Raw genomic sequence first — 17,580 nt, 5'->3', positions numbered from 1 at the left:
AATTCAGTTAAATGACTATAAACCAAAAGCTGTCTTTACCTTATCAATAAAATCCAGTTTTTCCCAAGTAAATAGCTCAACTTCAACTGTTTTTTTATCACCGTTAGAATTTTCAAATTCTTTCGTTACAGTTTTAGGGGTTCTACCCATATGTCCATATGCTGCAGTTTCCGAATAGATTGGGTTTCTTAGGCCTAATCTGGTTTCAATACCGTAAGGAGTCATGTCAAAAATTTCAGTGATTTTATCGGCAATTTGACTGTCGTTTAATTCCACTTTGCTTGTTCCATAAGTATTGACATAAATTCCCATTGGATCTTTTACACCAATTGCATAAGAAATCTGAACTAAAATTTCATCTGCAATACCTGCGGCAACTAAGTTTTTAGCAATGTGACGTGTTGCATAGGCAGCAGAACGGTCTACTTTTGACGGATCTTTTCCTGAAAAAGCTCCACCTCCATGTGCTCCTTTACCACCGTAGGTATCAACAATAATTTTGCGACCTGTCAAACCGGTGTCACCATGTGGTCCACCAATAACAAATTTTCCTGTTGGGTTAATATGAAACTTGATATCACCATTAAATAATTCTTGCAGTTCTGGTTTTAATTGTGCTTTAACCCTTGGGATTAAGATATTTTTAATATCAGCTGTAATTTTTTCACGCATCTCTTCTTCTGATGAAAAATCATCGTGTTGTGTAGAGATCACGATGGTGTCGATACGTGCTGGTTTATGATCTTCCGTATATTCTAACGTTACTTGTGATTTAGCATCAGGGCGTAAATAAGTAATTTCCTTATTTTCACGACGTAATGCCGCTAATTCATAAAGTAAGCGATGCGATAAATCTAAGGCCAGGGGCATATAGTTATCCGTTTCATTGCTTGCATATCCAAACATGATTCCTTGATCGCCGGCACCTTGATCTTGTTTTGCCTTACGGTCTACACCCTGATTAATATCTGCCGATTGTTCATGGATAGCCGATAATACACCACATGAATTTGCTTCAAACATATATTCAGACTTGGTATAACCAATGCGCTCTATTACTGCACGTGTTATTTTTTGAACATCTAAATATATTTTTGATTTCACTTCACCTGCAAGTACAACCTGTCCCGTTGTTACCAAAGTTTCGATTGCAACGCGTGCATCTTCGTCCCAAGCTAAAAAATTGTCAATCAGTGCATCTGAGATTTGATCAGCAATTTTGTCTGGATGTCCTTCTGAAACAGATTCGGACGTAAATAAGTAAGCCATATTACCTTTTTTAATATTATATTATAAGGATTTGCGAGGAGAGGTTGTTTCAATAGAAAAGTACTAAATAGCCTTGCTATATGATGGTTTTAGCACTTTTTTACTGTGGTTGCAATCTCCTGTTATATTCTCATTAAGAATATACTACGCAAATCAGTCCACATTTTTTATTGTCGACACAAAACTACAATACTTTCTGTTAAGTTTAAAGATTTCTTGTAGAATAGTTTAAAATAGCTGGATCAATCTTAATGGTATTTAAGAATTTTGACATTGTTTCAAGAAATTAGTGAATAAGCGTATATTTGATTTATGGGAAAACGTAAACAAATACTGTTTGTTATCAATCCGATTTCGGGAGGGAAGCGCAAAACATCTTTTAAGAAGCAGGTGTTGGATGTGCTTGATTTACAAAAGTTTGATCCTACTTTTCAGGAGACATCCTATGCCAATCATGCGTACGAAATTGGTTTGCGAGCTGTTGAAGAAAAGTACGATGCAGTGATAGCAGTAGGAGGCGATGGAACAATAAATGAGTTAGGATCTGCATTAGCAGAGAGCGGTATACCCTTAGGTATTGTTCCTGAAGGTTCAGGGAATGGGCTTGCCTTATATCTTGGTATTCCCTTAAATGAGACTGCTGCAATTCGTCGCATAAATCGATTTGAATTTGTAGAGGTTGATTGTGGCACGATAAATAATCGCAAATTTTTTAATATTGCTGGATTAGGTTTTGATGCATCCGTTAGCGAGAATTTCGCTAATGAGAATATTCGTGGGCCTTTGGGATATTTGAAATCGGCAATAAACGTACTGAGTAAATATAAACCGTGCGACTATAAACTATGGATTGATGGTAAAGAATACGAGCGTAAAGCGTTTATGATTTCTGTCGCCAATTCACCACAATATGGTAATAACGCTTACATCGCACCACAGGCATCTGTTAATGACGGGATATTAGATGTGTGTATTGTTCATCAATTTCCAATGTATATTTTACCAAAAATGTTGTTTCATTTGTTTAATAAGTCTGCGGATCAGTCCGACTACGTCGAAATAATTCCGGGAAGAAATATTAAGATTGAAGCGATTGTAAAATCGGTAGTTCACATTGATGGTGAGCCAGTTGACTTGGGTTCAAGTCTTGATATTGGCATTATTCCTAAGGCATTGAAAGTTATTTGTTAAAAAAAGTTATGAGTAAAAATAAGAAACAGCAGTATGAAGGCGTTGTATATTCAACAGATAACAGTTTTGAATATCAATTTTCAGAATTATTAGAGGACCTAGAAACACTTCCTAATCAACAGCAACAGCTCAAAGTTCAATTGGATCGTAAGATGCGAAAAGGGAAAGTTGTCACACTCGTTACCGGATTTAAAGGTAAACAAGAAGACCTGGAAGCGTTATGTAAATTTTTAAAACAGAAATGCGGTGTTGGAGGAAGTGCTAAGGATGCTGAAATAGTTGTACAAGGAGACTTTAAACAGAAAGTTGCTGATCTGTTACTTTCTGAAGGATACAAAGTAAAATTGGTGGGAGGTTAGTATTCCATTATTTTAGCCTCAAACAGGTCATATTGAACAGGGGTGCGCGTTGTAAATGGTTGAAAATTAATAAGTAATATCCGTTTAAACATAGATTGAAAGTTTTTTGATAGATGTAGATAGGTGAGTGAGCGGTTACTTGAATTTGCAATTAAATCGTTTGTTTTCTTGCATATCAAAAAAAAAATGGTTTTCATTGTAAAAAATTTATTGCTTTCTCCTGATAAAAGGGATTAGTAGCATTAGATTGAAAGTCGGAACCGCTGAGGTGATAACTTAATATTAAGGAATTGTAAAGGGAATTTAAAGTCTCTTTTATATTTCTAATATATTTCGCTTTAAGATTTTAAATATGGCATAAAAGACTATATTTGCTTGACAAATTTTAAAACGAATACATATAACAAGCATATAATTAAAAAAAACATATTATATTTAACAACAGTAAAAAACTAAAAAATTAGAAAAATGGCAAACGCACCTAAAACAAGTCCTGCTGCAAAACAAGAGAGCAATAATTCAGGTTCTTTCTTTGCACAAGCTGCAATTATCATTTGTTTCATTCTCGGTTACCTTTTATGGAAATTTGTGATGGGTAGTCCTTCAAACTTTCTTGATAATAATCCAGAGAACCAACCTTTACCAGGTAACTATTTAGGAATGGTTTATCACGCAGGTGCTGTAGTACCGGTTTTATTAGGTTTATTCTTCATGGTATGGGTATTCTCTATTGAGCGTTTCATTGTAATTGGAAAAGCTTCTGGAACAGGAAATGTTGGTAATTTCGTAAGAAAAGTACAAGTATTAATTAATGGCGGTAATTTAGATTCAGCTATTGCTGAGTGTGACAAACAAAAAGGTTCTGTTGCAAACGTAATCAAAGCTGGTTTAGTAAAATACAAATCAGTTTCTGCTGATACTGCTGTAGATACTGAGAAAGCAACAATTGCAATTCAAAAAGAGATCGAAGAAACAACAGCATTAGAAATGCCGATGTTAGAGAAAAACTTAAACGTAATCGCTACATTAGTTTCTATCGGTACATTAACAGGTTTATTAGGTACAGTAACAGGTATGATCAAGGCCTTCAGTGCGTTAGCAACAGGTGGTACTCCTGATTCAGCTAAATTAGCAAACGGTATTTCTGAGGCCCTAATCAATACAGCGACAGGTATCGGTACTTCAACAATTGCGATTGTAATGTACAATATCTTAACAGCTAAAATTGATAAATTAACTTATTCAATCGACGAAGCTGGATTCTCAATCGTACAAACATACGCTGCGAACCACAAATAGTAATTATATGATGTTTTTGAAAATTATTTTATGGAATAATTGTTTCATTAGCATCATATAGAAAGAGATTGAATAATTAATTTATAAAGAAGTTTAAAATGGGTAAAGCAAAAATAAAAAGAGCCAGTACATCCATTGATATGACCGCGATGTGTGACGTATCATTCTTGCTTCTTTCATTCTTCGTAATGACATCTACAGCGAAACAACCGGAAGCATTCGAGGTTGATACGCCGGCGTCTACCACGAAAGATAAATTACCAGATTCAAACGTAGGTATTATTACGGTTGGGGATAAAGGTAAAATATTTTTTGGTGCGACAGACCGCGATGTTAGGGTTAAAACTTTAGAGAAAATGTCATCAAGATATGGCGTTAACTTTTCTCAACAAGATTACGACCAGTTTGCGTTGATGGAAAATGTCGGTACTCCTATGAAAGCGATCAAGCAAGTGTTGGCAATGGAGCCAAGCAAACGTCTTGAGCCTGGTGTTCAGAATGGTATTCCTGTCGATAGTACAGAAACATTATCTAATGAATTATACCAATGGATACAAACAGCACGTTTAGCTGCAGAAGAGGTAAATAAGGCAAAAGAAGGGGAAAAGGATTTTGTTTATCCAGGACCATTGAAAATTGCTATCAGAGCTGACGCAACGGAAAAGTATCCTTCAATTAATGCGGTAATCGAAACATTACGTAATCAAAAGCAAAATAAATTCAGTTTCATTACTGGTTTACGTGCTGAAGATAAATAATGTTGATTTAATAAAAAGACATAAATGGCAGAATTAAATCAAGACAGTGGTAAGGGGGGCAAAGGCGGAAAAGTAAGATCTAAGAAAAACGGTGGTAAAGTCGATTTGACAGCCATGGTAGATTTAGCATTCTTATTAATTACCTTCTTCATGTTAACTACGTCTTTAAATAAACCACAAGCAATGGACGTTGCGATGCCTGATAAAAATAAAATTAAGGATGAACAATCTGAAGTACTAACAGCAGATAACCGTTCCGTAACGATTTTATTAGGATCTGACAACAAAGTTTCTTGGTATTATGGACAGGTAAAAGCACCTATTGAAGGTCCAACGGTTACAGGGTTCGGAGCAGATGGAATACGCAAGGTTTTAATTGAGAAAAAAGCTTACGTTCCTCGTGTTTCTGGCGGAAAAGATGTAATCGTGATTATCAGACCTAGCGATATGTCTACACAAAAAGATCTTGTTGATATTCTTGATGAGATGAAGATTGTAGATATTAAGCGTTATATGATTGCGAAGATTAGTCCTGAAGAAATAGATGTTTTAAAACGTGATAATATTTATAATGACTAAGTTAGTTATTATAGAAATCACGAAAACTATAGAAATATGATTGGGTCAAAATTAGATATTTTTAAAAAGGAATGGCTTGATGTAGTATTTCAAGGCAGAAACAAGGAGTATGGTGCTTACGAGCTTCGTAAGCTTGCTCCTAAAGCTACAAACGTAGGTTTGTTGGCTGTAGTTGTTGCCGTGGTACTATTGAGTCTTCTGAAATTATTTGGAGGTAGCTTATTTCCTGATAAACCTGTTGAAGCCCCTCCAGTTGTTACTGAAGTGACTTTAGAGGATTTGGAGGAAATTAAACCACCTGAACCAGAAGAAGAAGAGCCACTTCCGATTGAGGAGGAGAAGCCTCAGCAAGTGGCGATGGACATACCAAAAGAAGATTTGGTACGTTTTCCAGAACCAAAAGTAGCTCCGGCTGCACAAGTGAAAGAAGAAGTCGCTGCTCAAGAAGAGTTTAAGGATGATAAGAAAACTCCTGCTCGTTTAACTTTAAAAGGTAGCGCAACAGGTTCTTCAGTAGCTCGTGGTGAGTTCGGTACTAAAAAACAAGATGGTGCTATTACAGGTGTTAAGAAAGGTGATCCAAATGGTGATCCAGATGGATTAATTTCCTTCAATGCTGTAGAGGTTCAACCATTGCCTCCTGGAGGTATGGCTGCTTTTATGAAGTGGGTAGGAGAAACTTATGAATATCCTTCTGGCGCTTTAGAAAATGGTATCATGGGTGTAGTTGAGGTATCTTTCGTTGTTGAAAAAGATGGTAGTTTAACAGATATTTCTGTAAAACGCGATCTTAAATACGGAACTGGTGATGCTGCAGTTAGAATGTTGAAAAAAGCTAAGAAATGGAAACCAGGTATTCAAAATGGTCGTCCTGTTCGTGTAGCTTATACATTACCTATTCGCTTAAACACACAAAATCAGTAATTAGTGGCGAACTTTAATTCGAATAATACAAATTACAGACAGAAATCGCCTATAAAGCGATTTCTGTCTATTTTAGGACTATTTATGTTTGGCTTGTATTTTGGGCTGGGCTTATTGGTTATTTTTTGGAAAGATTTACCCTTGGACATCAATCCAACGTATAGAACATTGTTTGGAGTTGTTCTGATTGTTTATTCTTTCCTTCGTTTCGTGAGATTGTGGCAAAGTAATTTTAACTAGCCTCATTACGAAATTAGAATTGCTTTAATTTTTGCAACTTATTTATTAGATGATTGCCCTATGAAAAACAGCTTAAAAATAATTTTATTTTCAATTTCTGGAGTTTTTATGTTGATGAGTTGTAATCGTAATGGCAAGCAAGCTCCAACAGCTCCCAGTGAGGATATTCTACGAGGTAAAGTAAATGTACTTGTTGATGAGACCTTGTATCCAATCATTAAAGAACAGGTTGATGTATTTCAAAGTTCATACTCAGATGCTACCATACAATTGTTGGCCAAACCTGAAATTAAAGCCATAAATGCGTTATTGGCGGATACTTCAAATGTGATTATTTTAACACGTAAGTTGACAGCTGCTGAGGGGAAAAATTTTAAGGACCGAAAAATTGTTCCAAAGGAATATCAAATAGGGAGTGATGCAATCGCTTTGATAAATAATGTTAGTGATGCAGATACTATCATCACACTTTCTGACGTTAAATCATTGTTAAACGGCACACTTAAAGGTAAGTACAAAGTAGTTTTTGATAATGCAAACTCAAGTACTTTACGATTTTTAAAGGAATATCTATCTATTGATAAAATTGATCCAACAGCGATTTCTGCCTTAGAGAATAATACTGATGTCATCAAATATGTGAGTGAGAATAAAGGAAGTATCGGAATTGTAGGTTTCAACTGGATATTGGATATGACTCAAAAAAAATCTGAATTATTGAATAAAATTCGTACATTGAGCGTAGAAAATGCTTTAGGAGCTAAGAAAGACGGTTTGTTCTACAAACCTTCGCAATCCAATATATCTTTAGGTGTATATCCTTTTACAAGACCTATATATGTATTGAATTATCAGCCGAACATGGGCTTAGGCCTGGGCTTTAGTGCCTTTTTGACAGGAGATAGAGGTCAGCGTATTTTTTTAAAAGCTGGACTTTTACCTGCAACAATGCCAGGACGTGATATTATTATTAGAGAAGAAAACAGTTTAAATTAGAGTATAAAATAGTACAACAATAGATTATGACAAACAGTAAATTATTATTTAGTCTGTTATTAGCAGGTTCTGTTGGCACAGCAAGTGCACAAAGTTTAAAGGATGCTAGAGCGGCTATTGAAACAGAAAACTACGGTAAAGCAAAAACAATTTTGCAACAATTAGTAAGTAAACAAGCTAAGGTTGGTGATAATTACTTCTATTTAGGTCAGATTTATTTAGTCAATGATAAGCCTGATTCTGCGGCAATTTTCTTCAATCAAGGTTTGACTGCTGATCCAAAATCACAGATTAATAACGTTGGTTTAGGCTACATTGATTTGTTGAAAAAAGATAAGGCTTCGGCTGAAGCTAAATTTTCTGCAGCTAGTGCAAACTTAAAGAAAAAAGATTACGAAGAATTGTTGGAAATTGGTCGTGCTTATATTAAGGCGCCAGAGCCAGACTATGCAAAAGCCTTGGATTATTTAACACAAGCTAAAGCAAAGAATGCTAAAGATGCTGCTATTCCTTTAGCATTGGGAGATGCTTACAGAGGATTGAAGGAAGCAAGTAGCGCTTACTCAAGTTATAGTGAAGCAACTGATTTGGATCCGAATTCAACTCGCGCTAAAATTGGACTTGCAGTAATTGTTCGTGGTGCACAAGCTTTTGATGAGGCAGTTGCTCAATTGACAGAGATTACTACAGCGTCACCTACTTATGCTCCGACTTACCGTGAATTAGCGGAGACTTACAATATGTGGTCAAAAGCACCTGGTACATCTGACGAGAAGTATGTGGAATTAAATAAAAAAGGTGTTGAGCAATATAAAAAGTATTTAGAAGTTAATGGTGATAACTCTTTGGAAGCAAAGATCCGTTATGCCGATTTCTTGGTTTATGCTAGACAATACGATGAGTTAGGAGCAGTTTCTGAAGAATTAGCGAAAAATCCAGATGTAGATCCTAAGATTTATCGTTATTTAGCATACAATGCATTTAGAAATAAAGACTACGCTAAAGCATCTGAGAATATACAAAAGATGTTTGCAAAAATGGATCCTCTACGTGTAATTCCTTTGGATAATATGTATGCAGGTTTATCTGATGTCGCTAATAATAAAGTTGAATCGGGTATTGTATTTATTCAAAAAGCAATTGATCAAGATAAAGAATTGTTAGCAGAAGTTGCTGAAACAGCATTTGCAAAATATCAAGATCAAGAGACTGCAACTGCAGTAGCATTATTTGAGATTATTGCTAAATATCCTGATACTGATTATTACTTCGATTCTAATTATTATGCTGGAGAAGGTAATTACCAAATTGGCTTTAAAAAAGATCAGGAAAGTAAGGATGAGGAAGGTAATGTAACCGATCAAGCTTTAAAAGATCAAGCTGTTGCCGCTTTTGTAAAATCGCAAGCACAGTTAACCGTTATCGAAAATGCGAATAAACCTGAGGTATTAGAAAAATACTTGGTTCCAGCGCTATACTACAAAGCTTTCTCTGCTTTAGGTACGGATAATTTGGAAACTCCAAAAGGTGATTTTGTGGCTCCTTTCGAAAAATTAATTAAAGTTATCAACGAAAGAGGCACACAAGAGAAAAATAAAGCATATTTAATCGATGCTTACACTTATATTGGTTTCTTCCAATACAGTAAAAATGAAATGGCTAAAGCAAAAGCTAGTTTCCAAGAAGTATTGAAATTAGATCCTGAAAATGAGAATGCTAAATCTTATTTAGAAGGTATTAAATAGACTTAGTATTTTAAAATAAAAAGGGGAGAACATTTGTTCTCCCCTTTTTTGATTTTAGGCTATTTTTTCTTAAATTTAGGTTTTACCAATATAAACATTTTTGATATGGAGCAAGTTAGTGCGAATGCACCTATTGACTATCTGCCAATTTTATTTCAGCTTATTGTTGCTGCTGGATTTGGTATTGGAACGATCATCATCACACATCTCATTGGCCCAAAAGTAAGAACTGCAAATAAGCTGAGTTCATTTGAGTCGGGTATTGAAGTTGTTGGAAATGCAAGACAGCCCTTCTCGATTAAGTATTTTCTTGTTGCTATTCTGTTTGTCATTTTTGATGTCGAAGTTATCTTTATGTATCCGTGGGCAGTTAATTTTCGAGAATTTGGATTTGAAGGTTTGATCCAGATGTTTATTTTTATGGCCATGTTGCTTTTAGGCTTCATTTATGTCATTAAAAAGAAAGCTTTGAGCTGGGATTAGAATAGTTCTAAATTGCGCTAACAGCTTGATTTTTATCTAGAAAATGTTAGTTTTGATATGTGCGATAGCACACAACTGTAAACCACTTTAAATTATATTTCCATGAGCGATATTAAGTTGGCCAAAGCACCTCCGGGAGTTGAGGGCGCTGGTTTTTTTGCCACGAGTTTGGATAAAGCGATTGGTTTGGCGCGTTCAAATTCTTTATGGCCTTTGCCTTTTGCTACTTCTTGTTGTGGGATCGAATTTATGGCTACAATGGGTTCAACATATGATCTTGCTCGTTTTGGCGCAGAAAGACCAAGTTTTTCTCCTCGCCAAGCCGATATGTTATTGGTGATGGGAACCATTGCTAAAAAGATGGCTCCTGTTTTAAAGCAGGTGTATATGCAAATGGCTGAACCTCGTTGGGTGATTGCGGTTGGTGCATGCGCCTCAAGCGGAGGGATTTTTGATACGTATTCTGTCTTACAGGGAATCGATGAAATTATTCCTGTTGATGTATATGTGCCTGGATGTCCGCCGAGGCCAGAAGCAATATTAGACGGCGTTTTACGCTTGCAGGATATTGTTAAAAATGAATCATTGAATAGGAGAAATACACCTGAATACCGCGCTTTATTAGAAAAATACGGAATTGAAACTTATGAATAAGATAGATAATACCTATTTGTGGGAGAAGTTAGGGTCTAAATTCGGTGCTGATGTGTCACAATTGGCTGATGACTATGATCTATTAACAGTGAATGTACATATTGATGCTATTCATGCTGTGTTGACTTTTTTGAAACATGATGCGGAATTGCAGTTTATTCACTTGACAGATATTACGGCAGTTCATTATCCGCAGCAGAAACAGTCATTTGAAGTGGTGTATCATCTGAATAGCCTCGTGCATAATGTTCGGATTCGGATTAAAGTGGCGATAGACGGAAAAAATCCGGAAATTCCTACGGCTACTACCATTTGGAAAGGTGCAAATTGGATGGAGCGAGAAACGTATGATTTTTATGGTATACAGTTTTTAGGACATCCAGATTTAAGGAGGATATTAAATGTAGATGAGATGGAGGTTTATCCTATGCGGAAGGAATACCCTTTAGAAGACCCCAACCGTGTAGACAAGAAAGATCTCTATTTTGGACGTTAACGTTAGAAAGGAAACCAGTTATGAACGATTATATTACCAAGATATCCCCAAATAAACCTGTTTACGATGATAATGATCCCCAGGATGAGTTGATAACCTTAAATATTGGTCCTACACATCCTGCGACTCATGGTGTATTTCAAAACGTAGTCCAAATTGATGGTGAACGTATTGTTAGCGGTGTTTCAACAATCGGTTATATCCATCGGGCGTTTGAAAAAATTGCTGAACATCGACCATTTTATCAGATTACCCCGCTCACCGATAGATTGAATTATTGTTCTGCCCCCATTAATAATATGGGCTGGCATATGACCGTTGAGAAGTTATTAAAAATAGAAATTCCAAAGCGTGTCCAGTATATGCGGGTTATCGTAATGGAATTGGCTCGTATTGCTGACCATATTATCTGTAACGGTATTCTCGGTGTTGATACGGGGGCATTTTCAGGCTTTTTGTATGTTATGCAGGAGCGGGAGTTTATATATGAAATTTTTGAAGAAATATGTGGAGCCCGTTTAACGACCAACATTGGTCGTATCGGTGGTTTTGAAAGAGACTTTAATGCTATTGCATTTGCAAAGATTGAAGAATTTTTAAAAAGATTTCCTCCGGTTCTGACAGAATTTATGGAGCTATTTGACCGAAACCGAATTTTTATAGAGCGAACATCTGGAATTGCGGCCGTTACGCCGGAAGAAGCTTTGAATTATAGCTGGTCTGGTCCTATTTTACGTGCTACAGGTGTGGATTATGATATTCGGGTTCAAAACCCCTATTGTTCCTATGATGAATTTGATTTTGATATCCCTGTAGGTACAAAAGGAGATGTTTATGATCGCTATATGGTGCGTAATGAAGAAATGTGGCAATCTTTACGCATTATTGAACAGGCTTTAGCTAAAATAGAGAAAGAACCTAAGGGAGTTTTTCATGCTGATGTACCGGAGTTTTATTTACCTCCAAAAGAACAGGTGTACACCAATATGGAAGCATTAATTTATCATTTTAAGATTGTGATGGGAGAAGTTGATACCCCTAAGGCTGAAGTTTACCACGCTGTCGAAGGTGCCAATGGAGAATTGGGATTTTATCTGGTACACGATGGTGGACGTACCCCTTATCGTTTACATTTCAGAAGGCCTTCCTTTGTCAATTACCAAATGTTTGCTCCGATGAGTGCAGGAATGTTACTTTCGGATGCGATTCTTAATATGAGTAGTCTTAACGTTATTGCAGGAGAATTAGATGCTTAGTATAAAAAATAATGAATATGTTGAATTTTCTTCAACATTGCTAAATCAATTTGCTGAAGTAGTGGGACGTTTTCCGGAAGGGAGACAGAAATCGGCATTGCTTCCTATACTGCATTTAGTACAAGCAGAGTTCGGGTGGTTAAGTCCTGATGCTATGGATAAGGTCGCTCATTATTTAAGTATAGAGCCGATTGAAGTTTATGAGGTTGCTTCTTTTTATACGATGTATCTTTTGCAACCACAGGGGAAGTATGTTTTGGAAATATGCAGAACTGGTCCCTGTTGTCTAGTCGGAGCGGAACGTATTATGAGCCATCTTGAACATAAATTGGGTGTTAAAGAAGGAGAAGTGACGGCCGATGGATTGTTTTCATGGAGAGGAGTCGAGTGTTTAGCCGCCTGTGGCTATGGGCCTGTCTTACAGATCGGACCTGAATACACTTTCTACGAAAACTTAACCGAAGATCGTGTTGATCAATTAATAGATGATTTAAGCTCAAAAACTAAATAATATGGCGCGTAAACTTTTGTTAACACATATTGATGTTCCAGGGATTCAAACTTTTGATGTTTATCGTCAACATGGTGGATATCGGGCGGTCGAAAAATCACTTAAAACGATGTCCCCAGATGATGTTGTTGAAGAAGTTAAGAAATCAGGTCTTCGTGGAAGAGGTGGAGCTGGTTTTCCTACTGGGATGAAGTGGAGTTTCTTAGCAAAACCGGAGGGTGTTCCTCGTTATTTAGTGTGTAATGGAGATGAATCTGAGCCAGGTACTTTCAAGGACCGTTATTTAATGACACATATTCCTCACGCTTTGTTGGAGGGAATGATCGTCTCTAGCTATGCTTTAGGAGCTAAGACTTCTTATATCTATGTTCGAGGTGAAATGATGCCTCAGATCCGGATTCTTGAACGTGCCATTGAGGAGGCGAAAGCTGCAGGGTTTTTGGGTAAGAATATTTTGGGGTCAGGTTATGATTTAGAGATTTATGTACAGCCTGGAGCTGGAGCTTATATCTGTGGTGAAGAGACTGCTTTATTGGAGTCTTTGGAAGGTAAAAGAGGAAATCCGAGGATAAAGCCCCCTTTTCCTGCTATAGCAGGATTATACGGCTGTCCTACAGTAGTCAATAATGTTGAATCGATTGCCGCTACTGTTCCGATTATTAATGATGGTGGAGAAGAATATGCGAAGATTGGTATTGAGCGGAGTACAGGAACAAAATTAATTTCAGCCAGTGGAAATTTAGTAAAGCCAGGTGTATATGAGATTGATTTAGGCTTATCTGTAGAAGAATTTATTTATTCAGATGAGTATTGTGGTGGTATCGCAAACGGGAAAAAGTTAAAGGCGGTAGTCCCCGGCGGTTCATCAGTTCCTATTTTACCAACGAATTTAATTTTAAAAACAGCAAATGGCAATAACCGCTTAATGACTTATGAATCATTGGCTGATGGAGGTTTCCAAACAGGAAGTTCCATGGGATCGGGCGGTTTTATTGCTTTCGATGAGGATCAGTGTATTGTGCGCAATACGTGGAATTTTAGCCGTTTTTATCATCACGAGAGTTGTGGGCAGTGCTCTCCTTGTAGAGAAGGAACAGGATGGATGGAGAAAGTGTTGCACAAGATCGAGATGGGACATGGCAATTTATCAGATATTGAATTGCTTTGGGATATTCAGAGACGTATTGAAGGAAATACGATCTGTCCGTTAGGTGATGCTGCGGCATGGCCAGTGGCTGCGGCCATACGGCATTTTAGAGATGAGTTTGAATGGCATATCAATCATCCGGAGGATGCATTGACTCGTAATTTTGGATTGGCGCATTATGCAGATCCTTTAGTACCGATTGTTTCTTAATTAGATTGTGATAAACGCGATACGAAGATGGCAGAAGAGGTTAAATTGAAAGTTATTATAGATGGTATTCCTGTAGAAGTTGCGCCAGGAACAACAATTTTGAATGCAGCACGTGAAATTGGTGGCGATATCGTTCCCCCAGCAATGTGCTATTATTCTAAGTTGGAAGGTACAGGTGGTAAATGCCGTACCTGCTTAGTGAAAGTTTCGAAGGGATCTGAAAAAGATCCACGTCCCATGCCTAAGTTGGTCGCATCCTGCCGTACGACTGTGATGGATGGAATGGAAGTAGAGAACATCACTTCTCCAGATGTTGTCGAAGCAAGAAAAGCGATTGTGGAGATGTTGCTGATTAATCACCCTCTAGATTGTCCTGTTTGTGATCAGGCTGGAGAATGTAAATTGCAAGATTTAGGTTTTGAGCACGGCTCTGCGCAGACGCGATATGAGTTTGATCGAAGAACATTTGAACGTATTGATATAGGAGATAAAATTCAACTGCATATGAATCGATGCATTTTGTGCTATCGATGTGTGTTTGTTGCAGATCAGATTACTGATAAACGCGTGCACGGTATCATTGGTCGCGGAGATCATTCCGAAATCTCAACTTATATTCAAAATGTTGTAGAGAATGATTTTTCAGGAAATGTAATTGACGTTTGTCCTGTAGGGGCTTTAACTGATAAAACATTCCGCTTTAAAAATAGGGTTTGGTTTACAAAACCGGTAGATGCTCATCGCGATTGCCCAACTTGTTCGGGCAAGGTGACTTTATGGTACAAAGGACCTGACGTGATACGTGTCACTGCACGCAAAGATGAGTTTGGAGAGGTAGAAGAATTTATTTGTAATACCTGTCGGTATGATAAAAAAGAAACCATCGACTGGAAGTTAGAGGAACCTACTCCAATAAGTGACCAGTCTGTGATTGCATCTAATCATTATACACGCTTTAATCCACCAGCTGTTATCAAAATAGATCCTGTACTGCAGGAACAAAATTTAGAACAGTTGGCTAGAACAGAAAAATTGAAATAATATGGAGTTGTCATTTGTCATAGAAAAATTCGTCCTTGTTACTTTGGTTTTTGTGATCACACTTGTGATTGCGATGTACTCAACATTGGCAGAACGTAAGATCGCTGGCTTTATGCAGGATCGTTATGGTCCTGATCGAGCGGGAATATTTGGTTTATTACAACCTTTATGTGATGGTGGTAAGTTTTTCTTTAAAGAGGAAATAATTCCCGCCGGAGCGCACAAAGCCTTGTTTATTCTTGGACCCACGATCGCTATTATTACTGCCTGTATTAGTTCTGCGGTGATACCTTGGGGGCAATCGTTAACGATTGGTGATCGCGTTATTTCACTGCAGGTTGCCGATGTCAATGTGGGCATTCTTTATATGTTTGGTGTTATTGCACTTGGCGTGTACGGTATTATGTTAGGTGGCTGGGCTTCGAATAATAAGTTTTCGCTTATGGGAGCTGTTAGAGCGGCTTCACAAAGTATCAGTTATGAGATTGCTATGGGGCTTTCGATTATAGCACTTTTGATGGTGACGCAATCGCTATCTTTAAGAGATATTGTTGCCCAGCAATCAGGTTTTTTAAATTGGAACATTTGGGCGCAACCTTTAGGATTTATCATTTTTATGGTTTGTGCTTTTGCTGAATGTAACCGTGTTCCCTTTGATTTACCAGAATGTGAGACCGAATTGGTCGGAGGTTATCATACCGAATATTCTTCCATGAAACTGGGACTGTACATGTTTTCAGAATATATCAATATGTTTGTGTCTTCAGCATTGATGGCCTCGTTATATTTCGGAGGATATAACTTCCCTTTCATGCACGACTTAGGACTGTCTGAAAATTGGATAACGATTATAGGCGTTCTCGCATTTTTCGTCAAAATATTTGCATTTATCTTCTTCTTTATGTGGGTGCGTTGGACTTTGCCACGATTCCGATATGATCAACTGATGAATTTAGGGTGGAAAATGCTGATTCCTTTAGCAATTGCAAATATTGTGTTGACGGGAATAATTACATTGATTAAGGATACATATTTTTCATAGAAAGGAATCGTTATGCAACCATTAAGTAATAGAAAAAAAGTTTTGGCACAACAACCAATGAATTTTATGGAGCGGATCTATTTTCCAGCTATTATAAAAGGTTTGTCCATTACTCTAAAGCATTTTTTTAAGAAAATACCAACTGTTAAATATCCAGAGGAACAGCGTCCTTATTCGAAGAACTTTCGAGGGCAACATTCTTTAAAGCGAGATGAAGAGGGACGTGAAAGATGTACAGCATGTGGTTTATGTGCCCTATCTTGTCCTGCGGAGGCCATTACTATGACTGCCGCCGAGAGAACTAACGAAGAAAAGGATTTGTACCGTGAAGAAAAATACGCCGCCGTGTATGAGATTAATATGTTGCGCTGTATTTTTTGTGGTCTATGTGAAGAGGCATGTCCTAAAGAAGCCATTTATTTAGATGGTCCACATGTTACTGCCGATTATCTTCGTAAAGATTTTATCTATGGTAAGGATAAACTGGTAGAGCCAAAATTTGATATTACAAAATTGAATAGTTAACCACAAACCTATGACTGTTTTTTATTTAGTTGCTTTCTTATCGATTTTTTTCGCGCTGATGACCATCTTCACGAAAAATCCTGTGCATAGTGTTTTATATCTTGTGATTACGTTTTTCACGTTTACCATTCATTATATTTTACTTAATGCACAATTCCTTGCTGCGGTTAATTTTATTGTCTATATGGGGGCTATTATGGTTCTTTTTCTATTCGTGTTGATGTTACTGAATCTGAATAAGGATACGGAACCCATGAAATCAAATCTTGTAAAAATGATGGGTGTTATTGCAGGTTGTTGTCTTGTTGTTGTTCTTTTTGGTGCATTACGAGTTTTTGACATCTCCAATCCATTGGTCGCTAAAGATCCTGATATTGGGCTAGTGAAAAATTTGGGAAAAGTATTATTTAAAGAGTTTTTGCTCCCGTTTGAATTGTCTTCAATTCTTTTGTTAACGGCTATTATTGGAGCAGTATTATTGGGGAAAAAAGAACCAAAAAAAATATAATGGAAACAGCAGTTCAACAATTACAAGGTGTTCCTATAAATCATTATTTGATTTTTTGTGGATTGATTTTCGCCATTGGCGTGATCGGAGTATTGATACGTCGTAATGTTATCATTATGATGATGTCAATTGAATTGATGTTAAATGCAGTAAATCTCTTATTAGCGGCATTCTCTGTTCATCATGGTGATGCTTCGGGACAGGTTTTTGTATTTTTTATTATGGCTCTGGCAGCAGCCGAAGTGGCGGTGGGTCTAGCTATTATTATTATGGTGTATCGCAATACGAAGTCGATAGACATTGAATCACTACATAAACTTCGTTGGTAATTTAAAGCATTAAAAAAA

The 17,580-nt window shown here is 37.0% G+C and carries 20 protein-coding genes; 19 read left to right on the top strand and 1 reads right to left on the bottom strand.

The annotated features are described in order from the left end of the window. Nucleotides 1-15: 15 nt before the first annotated feature. Nucleotides 16-1,269 carry a methionine adenosyltransferase gene (metK, locus tag ACFS6I_RS19015; protein WP_021190713.1) on the bottom strand — a complete coding sequence of 418 codons (1,254 nt, stop codon included), beginning with the start codon at nt 1,267-1,269 and terminating at the stop codon, nt 16-18. Between the two features lie 312 nt (nt 1,270-1,581). Here metK and ACFS6I_RS19010 point away from each other — a divergent pair, with 312 nt between their 5' ends. The 19 genes from ACFS6I_RS19010 to nuoK all read left to right on the top strand — a co-directional run bounded on the left by ACFS6I_RS19010 (nt 1,582) and on the right by nuoK (nt 17,562). Beyond that, nucleotides 1,582-2,460 (top strand): diacylglycerol/lipid kinase family protein, encoded by an 879-nt coding sequence (locus ACFS6I_RS19010; RefSeq protein WP_132844369.1) that lies wholly within the window; start codon nt 1,582-1,584, stop codon nt 2,458-2,460. Between the two features lie 8 nt (nt 2,461-2,468). Then, a complete protein-coding gene (locus ACFS6I_RS19005; RefSeq protein WP_031288702.1) occupies nt 2,469-2,819 on the top strand; it encodes a translation initiation factor in 351 nt (116 codons plus the stop codon). A gap of 468 nt (nt 2,820-3,287) precedes the next feature. Next, nucleotides 3,288-4,118 carry a MotA/TolQ/ExbB proton channel family protein gene (locus tag ACFS6I_RS19000; protein ID WP_132769984.1) on the top strand — a complete coding sequence of 277 codons (831 nt, stop codon included), beginning with the start codon at nt 3,288-3,290 and terminating at the stop codon, nt 4,116-4,118. Nucleotides 4,119-4,216: 98 nt separating this feature from the next. Beyond that, nucleotides 4,217-4,876 (top strand): ExbD/TolR family protein, encoded by a 660-nt coding sequence (locus tag ACFS6I_RS18995; protein ID WP_021190709.1) that lies wholly within the window; start codon nt 4,217-4,219, stop codon nt 4,874-4,876. A gap of 24 nt (nt 4,877-4,900) precedes the next feature. Further along, nucleotides 4,901-5,455: an ExbD/TolR family protein gene (locus tag ACFS6I_RS18990; RefSeq protein WP_021190708.1), complete on the top strand. Its 555-nt coding sequence runs from the start codon at nt 4,901-4,903 to the stop codon at nt 5,453-5,455. A gap of 36 nt (nt 5,456-5,491) precedes the next feature. Next, a complete protein-coding gene (locus tag ACFS6I_RS18985) occupies nt 5,492-6,379 on the top strand; it encodes an energy transducer TonB (RefSeq protein WP_132769982.1) in 888 nt (295 codons plus the stop codon). A gap of 300 nt (nt 6,380-6,679) precedes the next feature. Then, nucleotides 6,680-7,615 (top strand): PstS family phosphate ABC transporter substrate-binding protein, encoded by a 936-nt coding sequence (locus ACFS6I_RS18980; RefSeq protein WP_132769980.1) that lies wholly within the window; start codon nt 6,680-6,682, stop codon nt 7,613-7,615. Nucleotides 7,616-7,641: 26 nt separating this feature from the next. Then, nucleotides 7,642-9,360, top strand: coding sequence for a tetratricopeptide repeat protein (locus tag ACFS6I_RS18975; RefSeq protein WP_132769978.1), 1,719 nt, complete (start codon nt 7,642-7,644; stop codon nt 9,358-9,360). A 105-nt stretch (nt 9,361-9,465) separates the two neighbouring features. Continuing rightward, entirely contained in the window at nt 9,466-9,843 is a 378-nt protein-coding gene (locus ACFS6I_RS18970) for an NADH-quinone oxidoreductase subunit A (RefSeq protein ID WP_031288696.1), read from the top strand. A gap of 102 nt (nt 9,844-9,945) precedes the next feature. Then, on the top strand, nt 9,946-10,497 hold the full coding sequence (locus ACFS6I_RS18965) for an NADH-quinone oxidoreductase subunit B (RefSeq protein WP_132769974.1): 552 nt from the start codon (nt 9,946-9,948) through the stop codon (nt 10,495-10,497). After that, the gene (locus ACFS6I_RS18960) at nt 10,490-10,993 is read left to right on the top strand and encodes an NADH-quinone oxidoreductase subunit C (RefSeq protein ID WP_380923008.1); all 504 of its coding nucleotides are present in this window, start codon (nt 10,490-10,492) and stop codon (nt 10,991-10,993) included. Before ACFS6I_RS18965 ends, ACFS6I_RS18960 begins: the two co-directional genes overlap by 8 nt. A gap of 20 nt (nt 10,994-11,013) precedes the next feature. Then, nucleotides 11,014-12,249: an NADH-quinone oxidoreductase subunit D gene (locus ACFS6I_RS18955; protein WP_380923006.1), complete on the top strand. Its 1,236-nt coding sequence runs from the start codon at nt 11,014-11,016 to the stop codon at nt 12,247-12,249. Further along, nucleotides 12,242-12,760, top strand: coding sequence for an NADH-quinone oxidoreductase subunit NuoE family protein (locus tag ACFS6I_RS18950; RefSeq protein ID WP_380923004.1), 519 nt, complete (start codon nt 12,242-12,244; stop codon nt 12,758-12,760). Before ACFS6I_RS18955 ends, ACFS6I_RS18950 begins: the two co-directional genes overlap by 8 nt. A 1-nt stretch (nt 12,761) precedes the next feature. Then, nucleotides 12,762-14,117 carry an NADH-quinone oxidoreductase subunit NuoF gene (nuoF, locus tag ACFS6I_RS18945; RefSeq protein ID WP_380923002.1) on the top strand — a complete coding sequence of 452 codons (1,356 nt, stop codon included), beginning with the start codon at nt 12,762-12,764 and terminating at the stop codon, nt 14,115-14,117. A 27-nt stretch (nt 14,118-14,144) separates the two neighbouring features. Continuing rightward, the gene (locus ACFS6I_RS18940; RefSeq protein WP_132769966.1) at nt 14,145-15,158 is read left to right on the top strand and encodes a 2Fe-2S iron-sulfur cluster-binding protein; all 1,014 of its coding nucleotides are present in this window, start codon (nt 14,145-14,147) and stop codon (nt 15,156-15,158) included. Between the two features lies 1 nt (nt 15,159). Then, nucleotides 15,160-16,200, top strand: a complete 1,041-nt coding sequence (gene nuoH / locus ACFS6I_RS18935) for an NADH-quinone oxidoreductase subunit NuoH (RefSeq protein ID WP_021190698.1) — start codon at nt 15,160-15,162, stop codon at nt 16,198-16,200. 12 nt (nt 16,201-16,212) lie between these two features. Further along, nucleotides 16,213-16,725 carry a NuoI/complex I 23 kDa subunit family protein gene (locus tag ACFS6I_RS18930; protein WP_021190697.1) on the top strand — a complete coding sequence of 171 codons (513 nt, stop codon included), beginning with the start codon at nt 16,213-16,215 and terminating at the stop codon, nt 16,723-16,725. 10 nt (nt 16,726-16,735) lie between these two features. Beyond that, entirely contained in the window at nt 16,736-17,233 is a 498-nt protein-coding gene (locus tag ACFS6I_RS18925) for an NADH-quinone oxidoreductase subunit J family protein (RefSeq protein ID WP_132769965.1), read from the top strand. Beyond that, nucleotides 17,233-17,562 (top strand): NADH-quinone oxidoreductase subunit NuoK, encoded by a 330-nt coding sequence (nuoK, locus tag ACFS6I_RS18920; RefSeq protein ID WP_132769964.1) that lies wholly within the window; start codon nt 17,233-17,235, stop codon nt 17,560-17,562. Before ACFS6I_RS18925 ends, nuoK begins: the two co-directional genes overlap by 1 nt. The last annotated feature ends 18 nt before the right edge of the window (nt 17,563-17,580 follow it).

Source organism: Sphingobacterium anhuiense (genome assembly GCF_042686355.1).
Classification (GTDB): Bacteria; Bacteroidota; Bacteroidia; order Sphingobacteriales; family Sphingobacteriaceae; genus Sphingobacterium; species Sphingobacterium anhuiense.
Note: the sequence above shows the minus strand (reverse complement) of the source record. Positions and strands in the feature narration are given on the sequence as shown.